The sequence below is a fragment of the Paenibacillus sp. RS8 genome (genome assembly GCF_041956825.1).
In the GTDB taxonomy this organism is placed as follows: Bacteria; Bacillota; Bacilli; order Paenibacillales; family Paenibacillaceae; genus Paenibacillus_AQ.
This window is the reverse complement of record NZ_CP168131.1, coordinates 6,026,674-6,052,946: the sequence shown is the minus strand read 5'-3', so window position 1 is coordinate 6,052,946 and position 26,273 is coordinate 6,026,674. Positions and strand designations below refer to the sequence as shown.

Annotated in this window: 28 protein-coding genes; 24 read left to right on the top strand and 4 right to left on the bottom strand. The window is 41.0% G+C overall.

Translation table 11 applies throughout. From position 1 onward, the window contains the following. The first annotated feature begins 20 nt into the window (after positions 1 to 20). Positions 21 to 554, top strand: a complete 534-nt coding sequence (locus ACDZ28_RS28520; protein ID WP_375103398.1) for a peptidase M56 — start codon at positions 21 to 23, stop codon at positions 552 to 554. On the opposite strand, the gene ACDZ28_RS28515 is transcribed toward ACDZ28_RS28520, so the two are convergent. Next, the gene (locus ACDZ28_RS28515; RefSeq protein WP_375103397.1) at positions 524 to 1,072 is read right to left on the bottom strand and encodes a MepB family protein; all 549 of its coding nucleotides are present in this window, start codon (positions 1,070 to 1,072) and stop codon (positions 524 to 526) included. The genes ACDZ28_RS28520 and ACDZ28_RS28515 overlap by 31 nt on opposite strands. Before the next feature lie 209 nt (positions 1,073 to 1,281). On the opposite strand from ACDZ28_RS28515, the gene ACDZ28_RS28510 reads away from it, so the two are divergent. The 9 genes from ACDZ28_RS28510 (at position 1,282) to ACDZ28_RS28470 (ending at position 9,114) form a co-directional block, all read left to right on the top strand. Further along, a complete protein-coding gene (locus ACDZ28_RS28510) occupies positions 1,282 to 1,491 on the top strand; it encodes a cysteine-rich CWC family protein (protein ID WP_139328600.1) in 210 nt (69 codons plus the stop codon). A 74-nt stretch (positions 1,492 to 1,565) separates the two neighbouring features. Continuing rightward, positions 1,566 to 2,135 carry a hypothetical protein gene (locus tag ACDZ28_RS28505; protein WP_341113901.1) on the top strand — a complete coding sequence of 190 codons (570 nt, stop codon included), beginning with the start codon at positions 1,566 to 1,568 and terminating at the stop codon, positions 2,133 to 2,135. Between the two features lie 139 nt (positions 2,136 to 2,274). Next, on the top strand, positions 2,275 to 2,898 hold the full coding sequence (locus ACDZ28_RS28500; protein WP_076120727.1) for a TetR/AcrR family transcriptional regulator: 624 nt from the start codon (positions 2,275 to 2,277) through the stop codon (positions 2,896 to 2,898). Between the two features lie 45 nt (positions 2,899 to 2,943). Further along, entirely contained in the window at positions 2,944 to 5,283 is a 2,340-nt protein-coding gene (locus ACDZ28_RS28495) for an FtsX-like permease family protein (RefSeq protein ID WP_375103396.1), read from the top strand. Between the two features lie 15 nt (positions 5,284 to 5,298). Beyond that, entirely contained in the window at positions 5,299 to 6,063 is a 765-nt protein-coding gene (locus ACDZ28_RS28490; RefSeq protein WP_042129292.1) for an ABC transporter ATP-binding protein, read from the top strand. Positions 6,064 to 6,125: 62 nt separating this feature from the next. Continuing rightward, positions 6,126 to 6,698, top strand: a complete 573-nt coding sequence (locus ACDZ28_RS28485) for a DUF305 domain-containing protein (RefSeq protein WP_076120724.1) — start codon at positions 6,126 to 6,128, stop codon at positions 6,696 to 6,698. 132 nt (positions 6,699 to 6,830) lie between these two features. Next, the gene (locus tag ACDZ28_RS28480; RefSeq protein WP_042129290.1) at positions 6,831 to 7,862 is read left to right on the top strand and encodes an aminoglycoside phosphotransferase family protein; all 1,032 of its coding nucleotides are present in this window, start codon (positions 6,831 to 6,833) and stop codon (positions 7,860 to 7,862) included. Between the two features lie 14 nt (positions 7,863 to 7,876). After that, positions 7,877 to 8,365, top strand: a complete 489-nt coding sequence (locus ACDZ28_RS28475; RefSeq protein WP_042129288.1) for a GNAT family N-acetyltransferase — start codon at positions 7,877 to 7,879, stop codon at positions 8,363 to 8,365. Beyond that, positions 8,362 to 9,114 (top strand): hypothetical protein, encoded by a 753-nt coding sequence (locus ACDZ28_RS28470; RefSeq protein ID WP_042129286.1) that lies wholly within the window; start codon positions 8,362 to 8,364, stop codon positions 9,112 to 9,114. Before ACDZ28_RS28475 ends, ACDZ28_RS28470 begins: the two co-directional genes overlap by 4 nt. A 21-nt stretch (positions 9,115 to 9,135) precedes the next feature. Here the strand turns inward: ACDZ28_RS28470 and ACDZ28_RS28465 are convergent, their stop codons facing one another. Together ACDZ28_RS28465 and ACDZ28_RS28460 are read right to left on the bottom strand one after the other, a co-directional pair. Beyond that, positions 9,136 to 10,401 carry an MFS transporter gene (locus ACDZ28_RS28465; RefSeq protein ID WP_339287338.1) on the bottom strand — a complete coding sequence of 422 codons (1,266 nt, stop codon included), beginning with the start codon at positions 10,399 to 10,401 and terminating at the stop codon, positions 9,136 to 9,138. Positions 10,402 to 10,450: 49 nt separating this feature from the next. Beyond that, entirely contained in the window at positions 10,451 to 11,362 is a 912-nt protein-coding gene (locus ACDZ28_RS28460) for a LacI family DNA-binding transcriptional regulator (protein WP_375103395.1), read from the bottom strand. A 200-nt stretch (positions 11,363 to 11,562) separates the two neighbouring features. Here ACDZ28_RS28460 and ACDZ28_RS28455 point away from each other — a divergent pair, with 200 nt between their 5' ends. The 9 genes from ACDZ28_RS28455 to ACDZ28_RS28415 all read left to right on the top strand — a co-directional run bounded on the left by ACDZ28_RS28455 (position 11,563) and on the right by ACDZ28_RS28415 (position 21,518). Next, positions 11,563 to 12,705 carry a DUF1611 domain-containing protein gene (locus tag ACDZ28_RS28455; RefSeq protein WP_042129280.1) on the top strand — a complete coding sequence of 381 codons (1,143 nt, stop codon included), beginning with the start codon at positions 11,563 to 11,565 and terminating at the stop codon, positions 12,703 to 12,705. Between the two features lie 19 nt (positions 12,706 to 12,724). Next, positions 12,725 to 13,867, top strand: a complete 1,143-nt coding sequence (locus ACDZ28_RS28450) for a DUF1611 domain-containing protein (RefSeq protein WP_375103394.1) — start codon at positions 12,725 to 12,727, stop codon at positions 13,865 to 13,867. Position 13,868: 1 nt separating this feature from the next. After that, entirely contained in the window at positions 13,869 to 15,881 is a 2,013-nt protein-coding gene (locus tag ACDZ28_RS28445) for an alpha-amylase family glycosyl hydrolase (RefSeq protein ID WP_052414651.1), read from the top strand. A 49-nt stretch (positions 15,882 to 15,930) separates the two neighbouring features. Then, positions 15,931 to 16,365, top strand: a complete 435-nt coding sequence (locus ACDZ28_RS28440) for a hypothetical protein (RefSeq protein ID WP_042129274.1) — start codon at positions 15,931 to 15,933, stop codon at positions 16,363 to 16,365. Between the two features lie 20 nt (positions 16,366 to 16,385). Continuing rightward, positions 16,386 to 17,564, top strand: coding sequence for a glycosyltransferase family 4 protein (locus ACDZ28_RS28435; protein ID WP_042129272.1), 1,179 nt, complete (start codon positions 16,386 to 16,388; stop codon positions 17,562 to 17,564). Between the two features lie 82 nt (positions 17,565 to 17,646). Then, entirely contained in the window at positions 17,647 to 18,885 is a 1,239-nt protein-coding gene (locus ACDZ28_RS28430) for a Coenzyme F420 hydrogenase/dehydrogenase, beta subunit C-terminal domain (protein WP_375103393.1), read from the top strand. Next, entirely contained in the window at positions 18,842 to 20,206 is a 1,365-nt protein-coding gene (aroA, locus tag ACDZ28_RS28425) for a 3-phosphoshikimate 1-carboxyvinyltransferase (RefSeq protein ID WP_375103392.1), read from the top strand. Before ACDZ28_RS28430 ends, aroA begins: the two co-directional genes overlap by 44 nt. Positions 20,207 to 20,544: 338 nt before the next feature. Beyond that, positions 20,545 to 21,096: a polymer-forming cytoskeletal protein gene (locus tag ACDZ28_RS28420; RefSeq protein ID WP_375103391.1), complete on the top strand. Its 552-nt coding sequence runs from the start codon at positions 20,545 to 20,547 to the stop codon at positions 21,094 to 21,096. Between the two features lie 176 nt (positions 21,097 to 21,272). Next, a complete protein-coding gene (locus ACDZ28_RS28415; protein WP_042129265.1) occupies positions 21,273 to 21,518 on the top strand; it encodes a hypothetical protein in 246 nt (81 codons plus the stop codon). A 90-nt stretch (positions 21,519 to 21,608) separates the two neighbouring features. Here ACDZ28_RS28415 and ACDZ28_RS28410 read toward each other — a convergent pair whose 3' ends face one another. Further along, positions 21,609 to 22,226 (bottom strand): histidine phosphatase family protein, encoded by a 618-nt coding sequence (locus tag ACDZ28_RS28410; protein WP_042129263.1) that lies wholly within the window; start codon positions 22,224 to 22,226, stop codon positions 21,609 to 21,611. A 153-nt stretch (positions 22,227 to 22,379) separates the two neighbouring features. Here ACDZ28_RS28410 and ACDZ28_RS28405 point away from each other — a divergent pair, with 153 nt between their 5' ends. From ACDZ28_RS28405 to rbsK, 5 genes are all read left to right on the top strand, one after another. Next, complete coding sequence (locus ACDZ28_RS28405) at positions 22,380 to 23,285, top strand: LysR family transcriptional regulator (protein WP_375103390.1); 906 nt, start codon at positions 22,380 to 22,382, stop codon at positions 23,283 to 23,285. 38 nt (positions 23,286 to 23,323) lie between these two features. Continuing rightward, the gene (locus tag ACDZ28_RS28400) at positions 23,324 to 23,815 is read left to right on the top strand and encodes a DinB family protein (protein WP_339287330.1); all 492 of its coding nucleotides are present in this window, start codon (positions 23,324 to 23,326) and stop codon (positions 23,813 to 23,815) included. A gap of 38 nt (positions 23,816 to 23,853) precedes the next feature. Next, positions 23,854 to 24,249, top strand: a complete 396-nt coding sequence (locus tag ACDZ28_RS28395) for a VOC family protein (RefSeq protein WP_076120714.1) — start codon at positions 23,854 to 23,856, stop codon at positions 24,247 to 24,249. Positions 24,250 to 24,386: 137 nt separating this feature from the next. After that, on the top strand, positions 24,387 to 25,367 hold the full coding sequence (locus ACDZ28_RS28390; protein WP_042129257.1) for a LacI family DNA-binding transcriptional regulator: 981 nt from the start codon (positions 24,387 to 24,389) through the stop codon (positions 25,365 to 25,367). Between the two features lie 27 nt (positions 25,368 to 25,394). Beyond that, positions 25,395 to 26,273, top strand: coding sequence for a ribokinase (rbsK, locus tag ACDZ28_RS28385; protein WP_375103389.1), 879 nt, complete (start codon positions 25,395 to 25,397; stop codon positions 26,271 to 26,273).

Sequence of the window (26,273 nt, the reverse complement as noted above, 5' to 3'; positions counted from 1 at the left end):
TATTACTTCAGGAGGATAACGTGTTAAGAACAGTGTATAAGAAATGGTGGTTATGTGTGTTGGTTATAGCGGTTATTGCATTAGGAAGTACTGGAATCGGAATGCTTGTCAAGCGAGCGGGGGTTTCAACATATACTTCAAAAGAGTATAAGGTCACTTTGAAGTATCCTTCCGATTGGGTAAAGAATCCAGAATATGATGAAAAATATCAGGGGGAAAACGGATTCTTTCAATTATCCGCTTTTTCTGGTGAGAGGTTATCCATTGATGATGTAGCAAACATGGATGCATTTCATCAACTGAAGCCTTATGGCTCCGATCCACAAATCATTGAGATGAAAATGCAGGGGCAGAAAGAAAAGGAAATAGAGGCGCGTTTGATTGTGCCTTCTGCTGATCAGGTAGAGGAATGGAACCATCAGGCCGCTATTATCATGAAATATCCAGAAGCTGTGAATATAGGAGACGCCTTGTATAACTATTTTATTTTATGGGCCGATATAAAGCATGTGGAGGATATAGGTCAGACTGTACGATTTTCTGGGAAACCGTAAAGCATTTGCGTACGAAGAAAGTCCAGTGGCTTATCTGCTGGGATCTCTAAGAAATATTCCAACTGCCATTTTTGTGTCTTTTGAGCCTGACGACTTGTGGGAGTATCCCATGGCGGGTACACACGTATTGCTCTTTTTCCACCTTCGCCTTTATTAGATAATATATCTTGGTTAGCTAGGGCTGCTTTTGGAAATACAAATTGACCAAAGTGATTTTCCTTGCGTGTACTTATAACGAAGAGATCGGCAGGATCAGATATGTCATAAGGTTGAATCGGCCCATCTCCAGTTCTCTCCCATAACGTCACAAACTGCCCGATCTTTGTAGGTGTGATTTTTGCAACACGGAATCTAATGGATAGCGCGTTTAAATTAAACATATACGCACCATATTCAGCATTGTGTGGTTCATGAATGAGATCAGAGCAATCAAGATTGCAAGGGTTATATACAAGTTCCTGGGTAGCAAGTAGATCACTATGAATAATATCTGAAGAGCTTTGTTTCTTAAGTCTCATCTGTTCAAATCTCCCGGTTGAGTCCCATTGAAACTCCTAATGCTCACTATCTTAATGCAAGAATAGCGAGTTCACAAGCGTGAACAGGGCAGATGTTCCGGAGTCGTTTATTTTTGAAGTATACTCAGATAATTGTAGAGGTATTGCAGAGAGTGAGTTTTTTTAATATAAAGAGCGCTATTTAAATGATCTATGGGGGAGTATAGGCTTTGGATATAAAGAATAAACAAGTTGAACAACGGTATTGTCCATTATGTAAAGAATTAAATTATTGTGGTGCTGACAGTGGTGGTTGTTGGTGTTTTCATACGGAAATTCCTGCAGAACTACTAGAACAGGTACCTTTAGAACTGAGAGGCAAAGCCTGTATTTGTCAAAGATGCGTAGAGGCGTTTAAAAAACATCAACCGGAAATTTAACTAACTCAAGACGAAAACAGTAATTATATTGTGTATACTTAAATAGTAATATAAAAAACATATGGGGGACACAGATGAGAAAGCCTATAATTGCAGTTGATATGGATGACACGATATGCCATCTAGTCAAACGAGCTATATACCATAACAACAATGATTTCCCCACTCATGTACTGAAGTACGAGGAGATGCTTGATTGGAATACGGACCATTTACGTCATCCAGATTGTACACAAGAGGTATTCTATGGGCGGCCTGGTTTATATGAGGAGCTTGAATTGTTCGACGAACATGTTGTAGGTGAAATGGAGAAGCTTCACAACGCTTATGATGTTATTATCGTTACGGCGGCCCAGCCCCAGGCAGTTGTTGAAAAATGGAACTGGCTGCAGAAGCATATGCCGTTTATTCCCCTAGAAAATTTCTTCCCTTGTAAGCGAAAGAATCTTATTAATTATGATCTTCTGATTGATGATGGGGTTCACAATTTGGTTCCTGCATTGCAGGACGGAAGGAAAGTACTTTGTATTCCACATCCATGGAATTTGAGAGCTCGTGAACAATACGGATTTCCGTTATTGACCTCATGGGAAGGTGCAAAAGAGAAGATTGATGAAATATTGGGAACTCAAGAGAATCGTTGAGCTGTGGAGAGTTGTTCACTTAGAACAATTCTCTTTTTTTATGTTGTTATTCAAGAAAAGCAGTATTGACACGATAAATTAATTGTATATAATTGGAATAGACCGACGGTCGGTCTACGAAGAGGAGGACTCGAAATATATGAGGATTTCAAAAGAACCGGAAGAACGCAGAAATGAAATATTAGATATAGCAGAAATGCTTTTTTTTACTAAAGGCTATGCGAGAACTACAGTGAACGACATCTTGCAGGAGATCGGGATTGCCAAAGGTACGTTCTATTATTATTTCAAGTCGAAGGAGGAGGTTATGGATGCGGTGGTCATGCGATTCATCGATGCTGGAGTGGACGCTGCCAAGATCATTGCTGCTGATTCAAAGCTCTCCGTACATGAAAAGCTGCTTCAAATCATAATGGCGCAGAAGCCTGATTCGGAGAGAAAAGGTCAGATGATTGAACAGTTTCATCAAGCTGAGAATGCACTAATCCATCAGAAAAGCTTGGCTGAAACTATTTTGAAGCTAACGCCTGTATTAACAGAGGTGATTGAGCAGGGAATCGAGGAAAACTTGTTCCACTGTCCCTATCCTAAAGAAACGATGGAATTTCTGTTGGTCGCCTCACAATTTCTGTTTGACGAAGGGATATTCAAATGGGAACCGGAAGAGATCATTCTCAAAATTCAGAGCTTTATTTATATTATGGAGACTACATTAGGCGCTGAAAAAGGAAGCTTTTCTTACGTAACGCAAATGTTTGAGTAAGGTTCGAACAAGGAGGATGAATGTGACGCAGGGGAGAGATCGTCAATGCTGCTACAAATTGTGAAAAAAGATTTTCAAAGAAATAAAATCATAACGATCGTCTTATTTATTTTTATGATGTTATCGGCGTTGCTTGCTGCCTGTGCTTCTCAAGTCATTATGGAATTGTCCGGTTCTTTAAGTCATTTGCTGGATAAATCAAAAGCTCCCCATTTTGTTCAAATGCATGCAGGACCTATAGATAACGCAGTTATTCAACAATTCACCTCTACAAATCCACTTGTTAAGAATCAACAGACAGTAGAAATGCTAAGGATAGATGGCTCGAAGATTGTCTTGGGTAACAGCAATAAGTCGGAAGAGAACAGCGTAATGGATATAGGTTTTGTTAAGCAGAACCCATCATTTGATTTGCTGCTGAATTTAGAGAATCAAGTGATTAGGGTGTCTGAAGGAGAAATCGCAGTTCCTATTTATTATAAAAAGCAGAATGATCTGAACATTGGTGATCAGGTTACCCTTTCCAATGGACAGTTAGATCAAAAATTTATTGTTACGGATTTTGTCCGTGACATTCAAATGAATCCAGCAATTGTTAGCTCTAAGCGCTTTGTTGTAAATGACACGGATTATTATGCACTTAAGAAGAATCATGGAGAAGTTGAATATCTAATTGAATTTCAAATCACCGATTTAAGTAGACTTAGCGAGTTCCGGAATACCTATCAATCCTCAGATATGCCCGGTAAAGGACCAATGATAGACTATCCTTTGTTTAAGACGCTGAATGCGCTGACAGATGGGATTATTGCAGTTGTCATTATTTTAGTAAGCATCCTTCTTATGATGATTGCCACCCTATGTTTAAGGTTTACGATGATCGCGACTTTAGAGGAGGATTACAGAGAGATTGGCGTCATGAAAGCAATAGGAATCTCGCAGCGAGATATTAGAAGGATCTATTTAGCAAAATATATGGTGATGGCAGCATGCGCCTCACTACTAGGATATTTATTATCTTTGGGTGTGGTGCGATTGTTTACAGCGAATATCACCTTGTACTTGGGGACTGCTCCGAAAACGATCCTTCAGCCTATTGTTCCCGTCTTAGCGGTCGGTTTGATCTTCGGGATGATTGTGTTCTTTTGCAGAGTTATTCTTAGAAGGTTTAATCGTATAACAGTAGTAGAAGCTTTAAGGTCAGGGACTGTGGGAGAGATGAAAGGCAATACACGTAGATTGGATCTGAGTAAGCGCAAGCATCTAAATGTGAATCTTTTTCTTGGCCTAAAGGATGTTTATGGACGCTTCACCATGTTCGGATTGTTATTCTTCGTATTTGTGATCTGTTTATTTATCATTCTTGTGCCAGTGAATATATTGAATACTCTTCAGTCCCCACGGTTTATTTCTTATATGGGTGTAGGTCAGAGTGACATGAGAATAGATTTGCAGCCATCTGATCAAATAGAGAAGCGATTTAATGAACTGATAACGACGCTACATAAGGATCCAGACATACTTAAGTTCTCACCATTAATTACTTCTCGATTTAAAGTGCTAGGCAGTGATGGGGTATGGGAGAACATCAATGTTGAAACAGGAGATTTCTCTATTTTTCCGCTCACCTATGTTAACGGAGGAACCCCTGAAAGTGGAGATGAGATTGCTCTTTCTGATCTGAATGCCAAGGAATGGAACAAAACGGTAGGGGATAGCGTTATTCTGGAGGTGGATGGCGCTTCGAAAAAATTGACGGTTAGCGGGATCTACCAAGATATAACGAACGGTGGTCGAACTGCAAAAGCCCGATTACCTTATAACCCGAAGTCCGTGCTATGGTATATCGTAGCTTTAGATGTGAATCCGAATGTTTCCGTTCAGGAGAAAATGGATCAATATGCAAAGTTATTTTATCCAGCCAAAGTTACTCATCTAGAAAGCTATTTATCTCAGACGCTTGGGAATACGATTCGCCAATTAAAGCTGGTCACTGGCTTATCCATAGCCATCTCGATATCAATTTCAGTATTGATTACAGCTTTATTTCTAAAAATGCTGCTAGCGAAGGACGCCTCACAAATTGCGATTTTGAGAAGCGTTGGCTTTACGTTGGAAGATATTCGAAAGCAATATCAGGTAAGGCTACTATTGGTTTCAGGTCTTGGGATCATTCTTGGAACCTTTGCAGCTAATACCATCGGTCAAAAATTCGTTCAATTACTCGGATCTTTTATGGGAGCATCCAAAATACAGTTTGTAGTTAATCCGGTTGTAGCTTATCTTGTACTCCCTCTTTTTTTCATGCTCATTGTAGCACTCACAACCGTAGTAAGCACGATATCGATGAAGAAATCCAATTTATCTAAACTGATTGTCGAATGAGGGTGAGGTGGTAGTATGTTCATATTAGAGACGAAGGGTTTAAATAAAACTTTTGTAACCGGGCAAGGAACCCCGCAAACGGTATTAAAAGATGTTCATCTACAGGTATCGAAGGGAGAATTCGTAGCTATAATGGGGCCTTCTGGCTCAGGAAAATCAACATTGCTCTATACGATCAGCGGTATGGATCGGATGACTTCAGGAAGTGTTGTTTTTAAAGGGCAGGACATCAGTGGTCTTTCTGAGCGTGAATTAGCTGAACTGCGTTTAAATCAAATGGGATTTATTTTTCAGCAGATGCATCTTTTAAAAAACCTGACTATTCGCGACAATATCATCTTATCCGCTTATCGAGCTAAAATTGTTAGTCGTAGAACCATCAATAACAGAGCCGCTGAGTTAATGAGAAAAACCGGGATCTCCGCACTCGCTGAGCGTGATATTACACAAGTGTCGGGTGGACAACTGCAAAGAGCGGCGATCTGCAGGTCAATCATCAATGAGCCTGATATTCTATTTGGTGATGAGCCGACAGGTGCACTGAACTCTAAAGCTGCTAGTGAAATTATGGAGATATTAATAGATATTAATCAGACAGGTACAACGATTCTACTGGCTACGCATGATGCGAAAGTCGCTGCTCAGGCAGAGCGTGTCCTATATATGCTGGATGGCAGTATAGCTTCTGAGCACAGGCTTGGAAAATTTAATCGATTAAATGGTGACTTAAAAGAACGGGAAGAGAAGCTGGCTGCCTGGTTGTTTAAATTAGGATTCTGATTGTTCTAGGATCATACCTATAATGCTTTTCATACACTATCCAAAAAGGAGTTATGCTCTTTATGGATAGAAACCCTAAACTAAGCAACGTGACCCAAGCTTATCTGAATGAATTCTGCAAGATACTCCAAACCATGATTAGAAGGATGACAAGTGTCCCCCTCTTATGTAGCATTTCCAATACCTTTATTCGGCAGATGATTCCACATCATCTAGCAGCCATTGAGATGTCTCGGAATATTCTTAGGTACACGACAAATCTGGAGCTGCAGAGCATCGCTACAAATATCATTTCAGCACAAACTAAAAGTATCTCCAATATGCAAGCTATTCAGTGTAAATGCAGAATGCTGACAAATACAGATTTCGAACGATCTCAGTATATGAAGAGGTTCGAGAAAATAGCGCAAACTATGTTCGCGGAAATGGGATCTGCAGCTGTAACCAACGGAGTGAATGCTAATTTTGTACGAGAGATGATTCCTCATCATGAAGGTGCTGTGCGAATGTCAAATAACGTTCTTCAGTTCAATATTTGCCCAGAGCTCAAACCAATTCTGTATGCCATTATAACAACCCAATGCGAAGGTATTAAGCAATTAAAAAATCTATTAAATCAACTCGATCATTGCTAATATAGCCTTATCCATTAAAGCGATTGCTTACCCCGGATCTCCGGATCAAAGCAATTGCTTCTTTAGTTTACGGCTCAGAGTTATAGAGATATACTTTATATGTTTTACTCTATCAGGAAAGGAATACATAACATGGGAGATCTGAATTATAACTTAAATTTTGAAATGCTATGTGCAAAATACAAGTTAGGTAATCTGAAAAATGAACCTGAACAGGTAACAGGCGGCCTTCTTCACAGAATGTATCGTCTACAAACGGACAAAGCGCTTTATGCAGTGAAAGCTCTAAACCCTCAAATTATGCAGCGAGATACTGCTATGTACAACTATACTCTTTCTGAAAAAGTTGCGAATATGGCTTATCAAAATGGAATAAATGCGGTACCGGCGATTGTAACCAATGATTGTTTTATGCATGAAATTGAGGGTCAATTCTATTTATTGTTTCCATGGGTCGAAGGTAAAGCTTTGTCATCAGGAGAAATTGATATGGAGTGCTGCAAAGTGATTGGCGAACTCATTGCAAAACTTCATAAGATCGATTTCTCTACACTTCTTGATCATCATCCTAATGTGAATCTTGAGCCAGTAAATACATCCACCGTTCTTTGGAATAAGTATGCTCTACAAGCAAAACAGGAGGGTGTGGAATGGTCTGCCTTGCTATTAGATCACTTGAGCCAAATAAATCATTGGGAACAACTAGTAGATTCTTCAGCGGAACAATTATCGAATCATATGATAATCAGCCATAGAGATTTAGATCAAAAAAATGTACTATGGGATGAGCATCGCGTACCCATTATTATTGACTGGGAAGCAGCAGGGCCTATCCATCCAACACAAGAGTTAATTGATGTAGCTCTTTATTGGTCAGGTTTTGAATCGGGAAGTGTAAGCAAAGATGCCTTCTGCACACTTATTAGTACCTACCTGGGTCATGGTGGCGGGATTTATGCTAACTGGTCCGATGTTCTCAACTATGGTTTTCATGGGAAGCTAGAATGGTTAGCTTATAATATCAGACGATCACTTGGAATAGAGAGTACGGATGATACGGAGCGAGAACTTGGAACCCTTGAAGTAACCAGAAGTATATTAGGGTTAAAGGACTACGCTGATTTTATTCCAGAGTGTATTGAATGGTGTAATCAAGTCTACTAAAGGAGAACTTATATATGAATGTAGTAAACGCTACCATGGAAGATATAAAAGGGTGGCTGGAGCTGGCGGCAGAGGTGGAGTCTCTTTTTGGACCCATGGTAGATGATCCGAATTTCACGCTAGCCTTAGAGAAAAATATCAGTCGACAAAGTGCTTTTTGCATACGAGAGAATAGTGGTTCATCAGGTTCTCGATTACTGGGTGGAGTGTTATTTTCTTTGTCCAACGCCCCGAATTATAAGATTGGTTGGTTGTCAGTTTCAAAGCAAGCAAGAAATAGAGGAGTAGCGACAGCCCTACTTAACCATATTCTACAAAGTGTTGAAGCTCCCTCAGAGATATTGGTTACTACTTTTGGCGAGGATCATCCAGAAGGTCAACCTGCTAGAAGATTTTATCAGAAGTTTGGTTTCGTTCCTATGCAGAATAGAGTTCCAAATGGCCCCGAAGGCGGTTCAAGACAAAATTTCAAGCTGACGATCGCTCACGAGGATTCATTATGAAGAAAATAATGTATTTATCGACGATTTCATTTTTCTTGTTAGCGATTTCTTTTAGCCCGTTGTTCAACTATATCCGTGAGTATATAATTTCAGATCAGATCCAACAGCGTTATAAGATAGACCATGCTGAAAAAGGGTATAACACTTTAAACGTTCAAGAACTAGTGGTTGACGATAAGCATATTAAAATTGAAGAAGAAAATACAGGCAGGATTGCAGAATTGACGCTCTGGGATAAAGAGGAGAATGTCCCGCCTGGTGATATTGTCAAAGTGCAGTTTCTATTAAATGATCAAAAAATCTCAACCCCTGATGAAATATGGCTGTCTAATCGGGAAAGAGGAAGCAGATATTTCTCATGGATAGATATCCTTACTGTAAAGGATCGAAAGACTGGCGAAAAAGAAATCAATATAGTCCAAAGGCTTACAGATGATAGTCAGCCGATGGAAAAGCAAAAATGGAAAATAATCACGATTTCGCATGATGGCAGCATAGAAGAAAAATCACTGAGTTATGCTCAAAGAAGTGATAATCCTCTAGGTGTCAAGCTTATCGAATTTTCGGGTACTGCACTAATGGGTATGGGTTACTATTCAGATATTGCTAAAAGTTATCCAAGTGTAATTTTTCCTCTGATTTATCCATTTTTAACAGGTGTGTTGGGAATTTTCTTATTGATCATTACAGTTGTTCAATTACTGATTGAGCTTCAACATAGGCGCGTAATAAGGAAAAATGGGCGCTAATGTTCATAAGAGGTTGTGAATTTACCTGTAATCACGAATCACCTTTAACTTAGTCAACGTCGATAAAGCAAACAGTAGTAGCAATACACCGATGGAACCCATGACAGGGGCTGGACTGAAATGATCAGACAAGGCTGAGACGGCTGTAAGGCCAATAGAGGGCGCTACACTCATAATGGAGCCAAGTACACCGAAAACTCTGCCTTGTATGTCCTCCGAAACTTCCAGTCTGAGAATGGTATTGATCAGCAATGTACAGAATGAGAACATGAAGCCAATCAGTAGAATGATGGGAATGGCTAACGCAGCGGTAGTGACGAACGATAACAGGAGGTACATGGGACCCAGACATAACAGTCCAGTCATAATGAGGAAGCCTCGATTCTTTAATTTGGAGCCGAGAAACAAGATCATGCTCGAGCCAATCATATAACCTAGTGGAATACAGGCTTCCATCAGACCAAACTGAAAGGGGCTAGAATTCCATACTTTGACGGCCATGACTTGCGTTAGCATCAGGGAAGGCATAAAGAACAAAGTGAGCGTGGGGAGCATGATGATAATTGCTCGTGCGAAGGGGTATTTCCAAATATAACGAACGCCATCCGCAAGATCCTGCGTGAATTTTCTTTCTTCCTTAGGTCCGTTATTCACTCGGTTTGGCAGTGGAAGGGAGCGGACAGCAAGAACCAGTAGAAAGGAAACAAAAAATGTAGCTCCATCAAATAGGATGGCATCGGCCGCACCAAAACTTGCTACAAAAATACCTCCAGCTGAAAACCCAATCGTTCGACAGATGTTCTCCGACAAGTTCAGAATCCCGACTGCTTTTTGAACATGCTCCTTGCCAACAACAGTGGTGATAGAAGCTTGATAAGCAGGGGATTGGAATAATGCAGAGACAGTTGTAAGTCCCGTCAATATGGCCACGATAACGAATGATGTTGAAGACATAGATATAGCTAAAGCAAGCGTAACTACTAAACCACAGCTTATCAGATCTGTGACCAACATAATGGTTCTGCGGTTGATCCTGTCTGCCAGTGTACCTCCTATCGATCCGAGGAATGAACTGAGCAATAAATTGATGATCGTAATAATAGCTATCATTTTAGCGCTACCGGTTGTCTGAAGCACCCATAAACTTAAAGCAATGCTGTGAAAGGTATTTCCAAACAGGGAAATGGAATAAGAACTGAGTAGTAGCATAAATCTCCGGTTTCCCCAAAGGGTAGGATGGGATTGAACGGCGGTGGATGCATGTTTTGCTAAAGCGGGCTCTGTCATTGGTTACTCTCCTCTCAACTTAAGCGCTTAAGTCAATATCCAAAAAAAATTAATCCACAAAATAACGATTATTCTCTTGTGCGGGGTAGTCAGAGCGATCTAATAACTCTTGCATCAGTTCAAAAGCGGTGGCTGCCTTATCCCCTGTGAATACAAATTTCTGCACATTTTCACCAAGCATTTCTGGGCAATTACAGGTACAAAGAACAGAAAGACGTGAGAATACCCCGGATTTTTCAACATAACTCCCAATAAACTCATTAATAACGATGGCTTCTTTGAAGATCCCCTTGGATAAAATTGTATTCAATTCCTCCAGATTTTGAACTTTGAATATAGCTTTTTCAGATAAAGGAAGACTGTCTTGAATAAAGCGAGTGAGGAGGGAGTTATTGAAGCTCTCCATAATTAAACACACCTCTGAAGGATCCTCCGGCATTACCTTTTGTAGCGCTAAACGATAATTGAAAAGAACTTGCTTAAACAGCTTATCTTCAACCATACTGTCGATCAAAATCAAGGGAATACCTTCTACAAAATGCTTGGAAATCGAGTAGAAGGATTCATCTTGGACATCGATCAGAAAGACGGCTTCGAGTTTTCTTTCGACGATGATATCGAGTGAAGGGTGATCAGTACCAAGAGAGTATAAAAGTGTATGATATCCGGCATCTGTTAATCGCTGTTCCAAAGCACGAATAAATGTGAATTGCGCGTAGAGCTTCCAAGGAGGTAACTGGGTAGAATTATTGACAAGCACGCCTATCAATCCCGTTTTTTTATTGGCAAGTGAACGGGCTGCTAGATTAGGAATGTAATGAAGTTCTTCCGCGAGGAGTAGAATTTGATTACGGGTTTTCTCAGGAATGGTTTGGTTATCGACGCGGTTCAGAACATAGCTCACAGTTGCAACGGAGACATTAGCTCGTAGCGCGATGTCCTTCATTGTAGTCTTTTTCACCAGTAAACGACTCCCTTTTTGTATGATATTTCTAAAGATTAACATTCCGATTCCAAAGCGTCAATCCCTGGAAGGAGCCGAGACTAAAGTATCAAATTTCTCTATATTGAAATAATTGGGAAATTATTGTAGGATTGGCTTAATCGATTAAGCTTATCGGTTTTTTGTCCATCAGAATCTAATAGGGGAGGCGGTTGCGAATGGAGAATGTAGTGTTATATCCCTTTAACAAGATCACTCAAGGGATATTCAGATTCAGAGATTTGACGGATTTTAATGTGACGGCAGTGGTTGATTTTGTCCTTCATAAGGGTTGCGATGTAGGAGAGTTAATCGAAGGCGCAGCTGCGGGTATCCCAATCACGGACAATATCGAAGAAGCGTTTCGGTCAGCGAATACGCTGATCCTCAATGACCCGGGAACCTCGTTTGGTAACAACGAAGGCGTATACGGAGAATTTAATCTTAAAGAGCTTTGGAGAGTGCTAGTACTCGCGGCGCATGAGCATAACATACGAATAATTAGTGTCCACGAGATTTTAGATCAAAACACACTTCAATGGTTGGAAGAGAACCAAATTACAATCGATATTGATGAGCAAATCCCAGATCGATTGGTGAGTAGAATGGTTGATGAGTATGCATTTCCATCTCCTACTGATGAAATAACTACCTATTTAAATTATTTTGAATTGGATACCAAAATCAAAACTTATAATCAAAGGATTTGCAAGGTGGGCATATTTGCGACACGTGGATGTCTAGGTAAATTTACGGCACAAATGTCTTTGTTTAGAGAGCTGAAGAAAGCAGGAGAGAAGGTAAGGACGATTATCACCGAGCCTACCGCATCTCTGTTTAATCAGCCAGGCGGAGATATTATGAAGTTCATCGCTCGTAGACCTCTAAATCAATACCCGTACTATATTAATGCTGCTGTTCGGGATGCGGAGAATGACGGCTGTGATTTTATTATTTTGTCAGGGCAAGGTTCTTTGCTTCCGAATGAGAATTTCATTATTGCTGCTACAAAAATTTCTTATTTGCGGGCTTTCAGTCCTGATTTGACAGTGCTCATAGCTGGGTACGACGATGATGAGCAAATCAGAGATAGTCTTGATATTCTAAGAATTTATGGAAATGGAAGTCGCTCTTTTGCAATCCTTATTCCAGATAAATATGAGGTTGATTTTGGACAATACGAATTCAAAACACCTGAAGAAATGGAGCGGCGAAAACAAGAAATCCGAAGTCGTTTTGACGTAGACCATGTGGAATGCGTACTGGATATCGGCAAATTAACCAGTGAACTGATTAAGCATAGGAAATCCATCAGTCAATAAACTGCGGGGGGCTGTGAATATGAAGAAGGTAGCTCTTTATCCATTCAATAAAATTACACAGGGTCTTATCCGTTTTCGCGATCTGCTGGATGTAGAAATTGTTTCAGTCATTGACTTCGTTTTTCAGGCAGGCTGTGATGCCGGTGAACTTGTTGATGGGACTCTATCTGATATCTTTATTTATGCTTCCCAAGAAGAGGGTCTAGCGGGTGTAGATACGTTAATCTTAAATGATCCAGGTACCTCCTTCGGTGGAAATAAGGGCATTTTTGACGAAAATGATTTGTCTGGATTGTGGCGGAAATTAGTAACCTATGCAGTTTTGAGAGGTATACGTGTTATCAGCGTTCATGATATCTATGAGCAGGATACGCTGAGCTGGATGAAAGAGAATCAGATTAAGATCGAGGTAATCCACGGCTCTCGTGACAATCTGTTTAAAGACATGGACGCACGTTATGGTACGGAAGGTTCTAACACGGAACGCTACCTAAAGCAATTTGAGAATGAAGCCCTCATGTTCTCTATCCCCAAAAAAATTAAAAGAATCGGAATCTTCGCCACTCGAGGCTGCATCGGCAAGTTTACCTTACAAATGAAGCTATTCAAAGAATTCAAAAAGAATGACATTCCAGTAACGGCGTTCATCACTGAACCTACAGGCTTTCTGTTTGGTCAACCGGAAGGCGATATCTTCAAATTTCTGGCACAACGGCCGTTGGAACAATATCCTTATTATATCGATACTGTTGTTGACCATTCTGAACGTAACGGAAATGAATGGATTATCATGGCCGGGCAAAGCTCCATCCTTCCTACCTCTAATATTGCATTCAATTCACTCCGCTTTGCTATGTTAAAGTCTTTTAATCCGGATTATGTGTTATTAATTGTTGGATTTAATGATGATGAGCAAATTCGTGATGCTATAGAAATATTGCGAATCTATTCCAAGCGTCCAATCTCGCTGCTGTTACCTGATAAAATAGAGTCCTCCTATGGACAGTACGAAGCTTATCCCTATGAGCGGCGCATAGCCCGTAAAGTAGAGTTACAACAAAAGTTTCTAATTCATGTAGACCTAATCGAAGAAGCAGCAGATGTGATGAACTTGTTATTGGAAACAGAAAATGCCTCCTCTATTGCCGGTAGAGGAAAGTGATATGTTAAATCCCGGACACTCTGTTTATCAGATTATTACGGATCGTTTCTTTGAAGGTGATCCCGGAATTCGCCCCTCAGCAGAACTGTTTAGCTCAGATCAATCCAATCTCCGAAAGTACTTAGGTGGGGACTGGGAAGGGATAATTCGCAAAATTAAGGACGGTTATATCACGGAAATGGGGTTCAAGGCGATCCTGATTTCTCAGCCAGTAGAGAATGTCCACACTTGTATGGGGGATGAAGGAGGTACGACATCGTATCACGGTTATTGGCCTCGAGACTTCCTAAAGGCGAATGCTTACTTTGGATTACTGGATAAATTCAAGGAGCTGCTAGACGTCGCTCATGAGAAGGGGCTAAAGGTGATTATTGATTTCACACCTAATCATACTTCTCCGGCGCTGGAGCTTAATCCCGGTTATATGGAGAACGGTGCTTTGTACCGCAGAGGTCAGTTTATCGCATCTTACTCGGGAGATATGGAGAGGGTCTTTCTCCATAATGGCGGAACGGATTTTTTGGATGCAGAAGACTCTCTCTACCGTAATTTGTATGATCTAGCTGGATTGGATCAAATGAATCCGCAAGTGGATGCTATTTTACGTGAAGGTATTGGATTCTGGCTGGAGTATGGGGTTGACGGAGTACGAATTGATGCGGCTAAACATATTCCGCCAGGCTGGCTGAAATCATTTTCAGGATGTATTCATGCCTACAAGCCAGCATTTGTATTCGGCGAGTGGTTTCTGCATGCCCATGAAAGCCCGAGTGATAATGCCGCCTTAGCCAATGATAGCGGAATAAGCCTGCTTCATTTTATGTTCAGCCATACTTTACGGAGTATTTTTCATGGGGGAGGTGGATTTGAACAGTTCATCGATATGTTAAGCGGATCTGCCAATAGCTACGAACATTTATATGATCAACTTATATTTTTGGATAATCATGATATGACTCGTTTTACTGTTCATGAGAATCCCTCACTTACGGATCTAGCGTTGTCTTTGCTTCTCACTTCAATTGGAATTCCCTTGGTATACTATGGAACCGAACAGTATATGTGCGGTGGGGATGATCCAAATAATCGCGCTATGATGAGTGCATTCAACAGAGAAACTTCAGCGTATCGAATACTGTCTCAGCTTAATCGTTTAAGAGAACGGAACTTCGCCATTGCTTACGGGGGAATAAAGGTACTTTACATGACTAATAGAGTGCTGGTGTTTGAACGGAGCTATAAGCGAGATGTGGCTTTAATCATGCTGAATGTAGAAGAATCTACACATGAGATCCCTGAGATGGTGACTTCACTACCAAAAGGGGAGTACTCCAGCTTGTTGGAACAAGTATTTGCAGGCAATGATATCTGTATTAATAGTGGAGGAAGATTGTCTTATAAGGTACTGGCGCCACAATCTGCTTATGTGTACGCATATGAATCTGAGCAAGAAGAGCCAGTAGCCGTACATTATTATCCTAAAGCAGGCGTACCAGGCAATGAGATTATTATTCATGGAAGACATCTGGGCGATAGAGGAAGTTTATTTGTTGGCGGTCAGTGTGCAAACGTTATTTCTTGGAAAGCTGATGAGATTGTTGCACGTATTCCGTATTTGTCGGCAGGTAGCCACAAGATTATGGGGACAACGGGTCAAGAAAGTGAATTTCTGTTGCCCGGCCGTTTAACAGTCTGGACAGCTCCATTAGTAACAGTGCGCTTCGTAGTAACGAATGCGTTCACAGATTATGCTTCGCAGATATATGTGTCAGGAAATGTGTATGAGCTTGGAGAGTGGGAGATAGATCGCGCGAGGGGTCCGTTTTATAACCATATCGTATACCGCTATCCTTCCTGGTACTGTGATATCAGCTTGCCGGCAGACTGTACTGTGGAATTTATACTTTTTAAGAAAAATAAATCCGGATCGGTGGACAGGGAAAAGGGATTGCCACATAAGTTTACGACCCCGCGAGAAGGTGTATCTGAAATTACGGTAGAATGGCAGAGTTAATGTAAATGTTCGACTGGAGGTATCTAATCTGTATTAGGAGATGCCAAGTATGGAAGAAAGATTGCAGTATGATGGGGAACGATTGACATTTCAGACAGCTCTGGACGAAGGCATGAGAAATCTTATTTCTAGGCATTTTAATGCATCATGGTATGAATTACAGCAGGCGGTTCGTTTAACTACACTTTCAGTAGATAATAAATTCTCACGTTTTCTCTTTCCGGTGAAACAGTCTCTTGGAGAAACAATAGAAATGCGACTCCCCCGTGTGGAAAACCGTTATTTTTATGCCGATTTAGGGATTATTAAAAAAGCGCAAACGTTTGTATCCATTTCGAGATCTAAAGTTTTGCATGTTCTGGAGGATGGTGAAACGCATTATTCGGATTGGCTCTCCTTTCAAAGAGATCATGCCTCTCCTCCGTTGTTGGAACAGAACACATGGTGGGAATATTTTACGGGTTATTCTCTATCTAAAAACTGAGAGATTGGGAGGAAGCATGTATGCCAAAACCCGTGTCCGTCTTAATTTTGTCATGGGAATATCCCCCTCTGATTATTGGAGGGATCGCACCACATGTTTATGAATTGTCCAGGCACTTGAAGGATGAGTGGACAGAGATTCATGTAGTGACCAATTCCGCGCCCCAAAGTCCTATTTTCGAGACGGAAAAAGGTGTGTTCATACATCGGGTGAATTCGTACGAGAACCTGACTGATTTTGAAGATTGGGTCCTCCAATTTAATCTGGCGATTGTGGATTATGTGAAGACCCAGCTTCTTGGTAATGTCAGATTTGACTTCATTCATGCGCATGATTGGCTGGTAGGGTATGCAGCTATTCTTTTACGACATCAGCTTAACCTACCATTAGTTACGACGATTCATGCCACGGAATATGGTAGGAATCAAGGGTTATTCACGCCACAGCAGCAGGGTATCCATTCTATTGAGAATGAACTCGTATCTCTTTCAGACAAGGTTATTGTTTGCAGTTCCTATATGAAGCACGAGGTTTGCAATGTGCATGCGATTGATGAACAGAAAATGGAAGTGATTCCTAATGGCATTGACCTTAGCTCGCTGCAACTTAAGGAGCCTCACACTTTTCAAAGAGAACTTTATGCACAGGCAGAAGAAAGGATTGTGCTGTTTATTGGAAGATTAGTGAAAGAAAAGGGGGTTCAGGTGCTCTTAGAAAGTGCCCGAGAGGTCCTCTTAGTGATTCCAGATTGTAAATTTATCATTGCTGGGCGTGGTCCAATGTTATCCGAGCTGGAAAGTATAGCTTCCGATATTAACTCCCAGGTGCTCTTTACTGGATTCATCAAGAATCAGGAGAAGAATTTCTTGCTTGAAATTGCGGACTTGTGTGTGTTTCCGAGTTTATATGAGCCTTTTGGTATTGTGGCAATTGAAGCGATGGGGAGTGGAACACCTATAGTTGTTTCTGACGTTGGAGGTTTAGCGGAGATTGTAGAGGATGGACGAACTGGGCTGACTAGCGTGCCAGGGGACTCATATATACTTGCCGAAAATATCCTGCGGATTCTTCAAGATTATTCCCTGGCCAGCCGTATTGCTGAAGCCGGCAGAACGGAAACTGAGTTGCACTATGACTGGAGAAGCATAGCTTTGCGGACAAAGGAAGTCTATTCCAAGCTCAGCGGCGTTAAACTGTGACGGGGATATTTCCAAGACAATGGATTCAGTGAGGAACTTTAAGGTCGAATTTTCCAAACTCTATAGAAAAGAGGGCACCGTTATGACGTCTTTTAACACCTTGAAGGAAGAGATTCTTGATCATAATCTCTGCACATCCTGTGGTTTATGTGCCGCCGTATGTCCTAAGGGTCTTCTATCGATGAGTAGTGACTCGGTTCCTCTGCCTATATTTCAAGGTATCGAGGAGCTAGCCATGGATAGCTGCGGAAGCTGTACGCTTTGTACCGAGGTCTGTCCGGGTTATGATACCGGCGTTATGGAATCTGAGCTCCGAATCTTTGGTCGTAACCGCTCCGAGTCGGAACGCTGGACAGGTGTATATATTTCTACTCATCAGTTATCGGCAGCAGATCCGGATATTCTCGGAAGAGCAGCAGCAGGGGGAGCGGGCACTATTTTGGCTATCACGGCCCTGGAAGAGAAAGTCGCGGATGCGGTTATCGTTGTAGGTAGAGATGAAGAAAAGCCTTGGGTTCCGAAGGCGTTTATTGCAGATTCAGTGGATAAAATTATCGAATGTGCGCAAACGAGTTATTGCATCACCCCCAATCTTCACTTGTTGAATGATTCCCGGTATGAGCGAATTGGAATTATCGGTGTTCCCTGTCAAATTCAAGGCATTAATAAATTACTCAACTTACCAAAGGACACACCTACCTCTTTCCTGGCTAGTAAGGTAGCCTTTACGATTGAACTGGGTTGCGCTTCGAATACATCTTTGGCTGGAACCGAACATCTGATTGCTGAAATTCTGGGAGTTCAGCTAGAGGACGTTCTCTTTATGCGCTACCGAGAAGGAGAATATCCGGGACAGTTTGTGGTCAGAACACGGGATGGCAAAGAACATTCGCTGCCGTTTTACAGGTTGGTAGAAGAGTTCAAGAAATTCAAGACATTCCGCTGCTTATCCTGCCCCGATTGGTGGTCTGGAATAGCTGATATTTCCATTTCAGATGGGGACCCGAATATTTTTGATTCCAGCAAAACTGGAGTGTCAGTAAAAGCCTCCTCTACGGTGATGGTAAGAACTGCGATGGGGGCAAGGCTGATTGAACTAGCGAGGCGCAGGAATGCGATCGAGCTGGTTGATTACACATTCGATAACAACCTTGGCTTAGAGCGTAAGCGCCAGCGTTACCGTAGCTACGCTGCGCAAGGTGACCGAAAAATCCCGCTTGCTCCTGGAAGAGATATGAAATATTCGCAAATACTCTCGGATGACGAGGTGATTAGGAATGGAATTGGTACGGAACAAAACCGAACTGCCAACAAAATTTGACTTGAGGGTAAGCGCGAAGTTGGACGAGCATTCATTCAAATATGCATCGGTTCCTGGGGATAAATCTATTTCTCAGAGGGCAATTATGATGAACGCCATTGCGGAAGGGAAGGGAGTTATTCATAATGTACTGCGATCTCGTGACATTGAGAGTTGTATCGCTATTTTGCGCCAATTAGGTGTAACGTTTGCATGGAATGGTAATGCATTAACTGTCTATGGATTGGGGCTACAATCATTAAGAATTCCTGATGCCAGACTTGAAATCGGGAATACTGCTACATCTGCGAGACTTATCATGTCTGTTCTGGCAGGTCATCCATTTGCAGTCGAGCTAGCCGGCAATCGACTTCTATCTACTAGGCCTATGGATTGGGTGGCACAACCGCTGATAGAAATGGGAGCGTCGATCACCTATCTCGAAAGCGAAGGCTACCTTCCGCTTGTGATTAACGGTAGGTTCCCATTGAGCCCTATCAATATCGAGGCAACAGTAGCTAGCGCACAGGAGAAATCAGCCTTTCTATTTGCGGGTCTCTATGCAGATGGAACAAGTAGCTATCGACAAATGTGCCAGAGTCGCGATCACACGGAACGATTGATGAAATATTTTGGAATTGATATTGAAATCCAGAATAACGTTACCTCTATCCGAGGTGGTTATAACTTTGCAGCCAAAGATGTGATTGTTCCAGGCGATTTGTCTTCCGCTGCATTTTTGCTAGCAGCTTTTACGATTCGTAGTATGGATCGTAAAAAGGAACTTTGGATCAGAGATGTAGGTGTGAATCCAACTAGGTTTGGATTCGTCAGCGTGCTACGAGAGATGGGGGTGGATCTGAAGCTACATCGGGAAAGGCAGCTAATATCCGGTGAGCCAATAGCGGATCTCTACTGCACTACAGGAAAAACGCTAACTCCCGTACATGTGGAAGGCAACGAAAAAGTACAGAGTCTGATCGATGAGGTTCCATTGTTAGCTGTAGTATCAGCATTCGCTGAGGGGACTACCGTCATTAGGAACTGTAGGGAACTGAAGGATAAGGATACAAACCGATTGGAGACAACTGCCAAGCTATTAGCGGCGTTTGGACTCGAGACTTCTTATGACGAAGATGAACTTATTATCTTTGGTGGTCGTAGTCCTTCGCCTGCAGTCGTGAATAGTTATGGTGATCACCGAATTGCTATGACTGCCGCCGTTCTAGCTAGTAGTATGGAAAAGCCTTCTATTATTCGGAATTGTGGTTGTATCGCTGTTTCTTATCCTGAGTTTCTGAATGATCTGTCTCAATTTGCTGAGATTGAAATTTTGCAGTGACGAGATTTAAGACAACGTATTTAAGGTGGAGCTACCAAGCTAGAGCGGAGCGCTGTGTGTGCTCTAGCTTTTTTTATTTCATTTAACTAGTTGATAAACTGTTAACTTTTCTATGAACATACTCTTCCTTGTGATGTTTTTTATATTTTGGGTAAATAGATTTAAGAACCTAAATAAGTCAGCGAGAAGAGGTGTTCTCATGAAAACAAATTTTAATCCAGACGAGACAGAACAATGAAATCGCTTTATATACTGACACAAATTTGTGAAACCATTCACTTAATTATTAAGAATTTTAATATATAATTAATTTATAATCAAAATTAGGGGGAAGCGAAATGAAACTATTTAAAATGATTTTGGTGGCCGGGGTTTCGGTAGCGGTATTGGCTGGTTGTGGAGCAAACGAGGATAAAGCAACTAACTCGGCGGCAACTTCAGCTCCGGCTGCTGAGCAGACAGATGCAGTCACTACTGCCTCGATTGTGAATCAAGCAGATGCATTTACTAAAGCTGTAAGCAAAGATGGAAACTGGATTGTAGCTATTCTAAATGATGTAACGATTCCTGAAGAGATTGTTGTAGCTGGAGAATTCCATGATAAAGGAGCCGCTGATGGCGACATCTATCGTAAGATTGCCCTTTACTCACAAGACGCTGATCATAAGATCACTGCAAGTTATACACTTACCGTACCTAAGTTTACTGTACAAAGTGAAAATTTGAAAGTTGAAGGCGGAACGATTAAAGGCGATGTTTATGTAGAAGCGAAAGGTTTTACTCTGCCTGAAACCGCAACAATTGACGGTAACCTATACTTCACAAGCGAGGATCTGAAAGCATCTGCAAAGATTGACGGAAAAGTGACTGGAACAACAGAAGTTAAATAATTTTGTAATCATCTCATACGTAGAAGCCAACCCATAGACTATGGGTCGGTTTTTTCTTATTGAGGTGATGAGATGTATCCCGGTTTAGACGGTTGTGGATAATGATTATGTGATCTTTGGTTGATTTTCTTAATATTGATCTTATAATATTACTACCACTACTAGGAGGAACACATATGTCTAAGGAATATTCACGTACGTATATTGAGAGTGTAAAGCTTGAAATGTTAAATAGATTGGGATTGAAGCAAGTGTTCTTTAAGGAGCAAATAGGTGACGCTTTGATTTTTGAAGCGGTGGGATTTGATAAAGGAAGCAAGCATCGTTTTTGTGTTAGACCGAAGACGAAAACGATTGACGAATTCATTTCAGGAAAATGGATGAAGGTCCGTAGCTTTGTAATCAAAAGCGTAGAGATGTAATTTTGAACTCTAAAATGGTAGTTCCGTTTATATCGGAGTTACCTTTTTTTGCAGTTACCTAATACTGTGAACGTTTCGTGGGGCTTTTTTTCAAAGATAATGTGAAGTATCGCCGTAGAGATCAATGGTAGTATGATGGTCAGTTAGCGTTACTTTACATAAGGCTGTGGAGAGAATATCCGGCATTTCCCCTAACTCTTGCAATGATTTATTGAGAAAATGAGCCATTATAACTTTTAACGTTATCCGATGAGTGACAATAAGCACCTCAAGTCCTTCGTTATCGTTAATGATACGCTCTATAGTCGGCGTTACTCTTTGTTCAAGCTGACTGTAGGTTTCACCTGAAGCTAGAGGGAGATATAGATCAGGTCTGGTGAAAAAATGAGAGTATTGTAAAGGATAATCTTGTTCAATCTGATCCGTGTTCATTCCTTCCCAAATGCCCATGTTAATTTCCATTAAAGAAGCATCCTGTTGAATGGATAAACTCCGCTTTCCCCGTAAAATCTGCGCAGTATGCAATGCTCTTGGGCTAGTACTAGAATAAATTGCACTTAAATTTTCGCCTTCCAAACGATCTCTCAACCATTCAGCCTGCTGCTCACCTAACGCTGTAAGTGCCGAATTTTGATGCCCCTGCATCCGTTGTTGCAAATTCCATTCGGTTTGTCCATGCCGGGTTAAGAATAATACTGTCTCCTTCATTAACGAAACCTCCCTTATGAATAGTTGTAAGTATAGGATAAAAAAATATAAATAAACAATATATAATAGTTAGGATCCATAATGTATGGTTATAGTAAGAAACGAAGCTTCTTGAATAATGATTTTATTTTATATGGTTAGGAAGATATCACGATGAACTTTCATGTATTAAAATTGTTTTACTACGTGGCGATAACAGGCAGTGTGACCAAAGCTTCTGAACGTTTACATATCAGTCAACCCGCTATATCTGCGCAGATCCGTAAGTTTGAACGGGAGAATCAAATTTTATTATTAGAGGTCAAAGGAAAGAGGATGGTACTTACACCGATTGGAAAAAGACTGATCGATCCCCTTGAGAAGTTATTTGCCATGGGTGAACAAGTACAGCAGATCATTGAGAATCATCATAAATTTCCTGAGGGTCAAATTCGGATCGCAGGTAATTATCTGGCTACAAGTATCCTCATTCCCAGGTGGGCGTCATTATTCAAACAATCTTTTCCGGAAGTGAAAATTCAAATCACTACTACTAATTCTCAGGAAGTGATGGAACAATTAAAAAACTTTGAAGCGGACGTGGCGATATTCAGTGATATGGAGTTCCCTTCGCATCATACAGACATATTTGAATATCGGGAGTTATACAAGGACGAGTATGTGTTCGTGGTCGCTGCTAAGCACCCTTTTGCTAAGCAGCAGGTTAAATTTGAAGAAGTGATGTCTGAAGCATTTATTATGAGAGAGGAAGGCAGTGCAGCTAGAGAGAGACTTGTTCGAATATGTGAAGAAAAAAAGGTACAACAGCCAAGAGTTGAGCTTCAATTTAATGGAGTGAATGAGGTTATTCAAGCTGTGATTGCCGGGTATGGGGTTAGTTTTGTATCCGCTTTGTTAGCTAAGCCTTATCTTGAACAGGGGACGTTAGCCAAGGTTGATGTGGAAAATGTAGTCTCTAATCATTCGATATGGATGGGCTACAGAAAGAAGGAGCTTAAGGTGAGTTATATTCAGTCATTTATTAAGCTCGTCATGAAGCAAATATCAATAAATATATAATCATTTTTAGGAAATTGAAGATAATCTTATGGTAAACTATGGATGAAAAATGGGGAGGGGTTATGATGGATACAATCGTGTTCAAACAAATTGAATTTGTGCGTAGTGTTACTGTTCGTGCAGTTGAAGAGCTTTCCGAGGAAACGCTAGATATCATTCCAGAAGGTTTCAATAACAACATCAGATGGAACTTGGGACATATTTATTTGGTGCAAGAGAAGTTTGCTTTTCATTCCGCTAGGGAGCTTATGCAATTGCCGGAAAGCTTTGAACGATTATTTGCGAAAGGGACAAAACCTGCAGAGTGGAGCGAGAAGCCACCAACACTTGAAGTGTTAATCGAGATGCTTTCGGAGCAACCCAAACGTATCAGGGAAGCTATGAACAATCGCTTAAGTGAGCAAGTGACCCCTCTTACAACCGGTAGTGGATTAACATTAAATACTATCGGAGAATTCATAAATTTCACGCTTTACCATGAAGGGATGCATTTCAATACTATAAAACTATTAAATCGATTTGCAGATTGAAGTCATTAAATCGGATCAGCAACTTGGGGGGGGATTCAATGGAAGTAGGAAGAATCCTAGGGATTGCTTATAATGTGATTCCTGTAGAAGATTTAGAGAAGTCTGCAGCTTGGTTTGTGAAACATTTTGGCTTTAATATAAGGGATCGGAGAGAAGGCAACTTAAGCTTATTTAGGGATAATAGACCGATCCTATATTTAACTCAAAGTGATCATGATTCGAGAGCTGTCTTCGAGGTAAGGGATAAAAAAAGATGGGTGATCACTTTCTTTACAAATGATGTCTTAACCCTTCATCAGTATTTAGTTTCAGAAGATGTGAAAGTCGGAAACATTAGCGATGAAGGAGAATATGGGAAGTTTTTTGTCTTTGAAGATTTGGATGGTAATTTATTTGATGTATGGGAACACCATGATTGTGAGCTGGTTTATTAGCTTTTTAAGGATATCGATGTCTTGTCGATATCTTTTGTTATATATTGGAACAGAAAAAGATTTGTAATGAAAACGGTTTTATGATAATCTAATTTATGTAATACATGTAACCGGTTACACATTGGGGGATGAAATGAATGATGACGATTAAAGATGTTGCAAAAATAGCTGGGGTGTCGGTAGCAACCGTTTCAAGGGTTATAAATGAATCTGGTTATGTTAATATCGATACTCGAAAAAAGGTTGAAGCAGCGATCAAAGAAATGAATTATACCCCTAATGAGGTTGCAAGATCTTTGTATAAACGGAAATCCAAATTAATCGGACTTCTATTACCTGACATTACGAACCCATTCTTCCCGCAATTAGCACGTGGGATAGAAGATCGGATGCAGGAGCATGGTTATCGCATTATCTTTGGGAATAGCGATGAGAACGAAGAAAAGGAATTGGATTATATTCAAACCTTTATCCAAAATAATGTCATTGGCATGATCTCATCCACTAATTTTCCTGAAAAAGATATCTACTCTAACTTGAAAATCCCGGTTGTATTTCTTGACCGTACTTCTAATGACAGTCCCTCCGTATACGCAGATGGCAGAAAGGGCGGACGCCTTGCTGCTCAAGAAATCATTGCACGGGGAAGCACTAAGATTACAGTGATGCAAGGACCGGCACATATTAAACCGGCGCAGGATCGATTTCAAGGTGCGATAGAAGTGCTTGATGAAATGGGAATCACTTATCATGTGATCCAGACATCATCGTTCTCCCACACAGAAGCAGAACAATGGGCTGTAGAGTTATTTGATAAATATATTGATACAGACGGTGTAATTGCCAGTAATGACATCGTAGCGACGGCAGTGATTCATGAAGCACATCGCTTAGGTAAAAGAGTGCCACAGGATCTCCAAATTATTGGATTTGATGATATCCCGCTTAGCAGTCTTTTGTCACCTTCGTTATCCACTATTCGTCAGCCAGCACATGACATGGGCCGAGAAGCGGCGGGTTTACTTATTAAGTTAATTGAGCAAGATAAGGTAGAAGATAAAATCATTCAATTACCCGTCAGCTTTGTGGAGCGGGAAACAACAAGAAGTAAAGCATAGATGACGACATAAGAAAGGTTGATGAACATGGCTAAGATTTGTGTCATTGGAAGCTGTTCAATGGATTTGGTGGTGACTTCATCCAAGCGGCCTCATGCAGGGGAGACCGTTCTAGGTGAGAGCTTCGCTACCGTTCCAGGAGGTAAGGGGGCGAATCAGGCTGTGGCAGCTTCGCGTCTAGGGGCCGAAGTTACGATGGTTGGTTGTGTAGGTGAAGATTTCTATGGTAAGGAGATCATGGATAATCTAAAGAGAAATCGGGTTCTTATCACAAATGTGGAACCGGTTACACATACCGAAAGCGGGACAGCCCACATCATTTTAGCAGAAGGTGATAATAGCATTATCGTTGTAAAGGGAGCAAATGATTTAGTTACTCCTGCTTTAGTTGAGCGAGCGCTTGATGTTATTAAAGGCTCTGATATGGTGCTAATCCAACAAGAAATACCTGAAGAAACAGTATCTTATGTAAGTGAGCTTTGCCATAAATTTAATGTACCTATGCTGCTTAATCCGGCACCTGCTCGTCCTATCAGTGACACGATTATAGAAAATGCTGCTTATCTAACACCTAACGAACATGAATGTACAATTTTATTCCCTGAGATGAGTACTGCTGATGCCTTACGGAAATATCCCAACAAGCTGTTTATCACAGAGGGAAGCAATGGCGTGCGATTTTATGATGGTGAACAAGAAGTTCTGGTTCCTACTTACAAAGTGAATGCTATAGATACGACTGGAGCTGGAGATACTTTTAATGCGGCATTTGCAGTTGCGTTAGCTGAAGGCAGCTCCATTCTGGATAGTGTAAAGTTTGCCAATCGAGCGGCATCTTTATCCGTTACTAAATTTGGTGCTCAAGGTGGTATGCCAACAAGAGCAGAGGTGGAGGCGAATATGTAG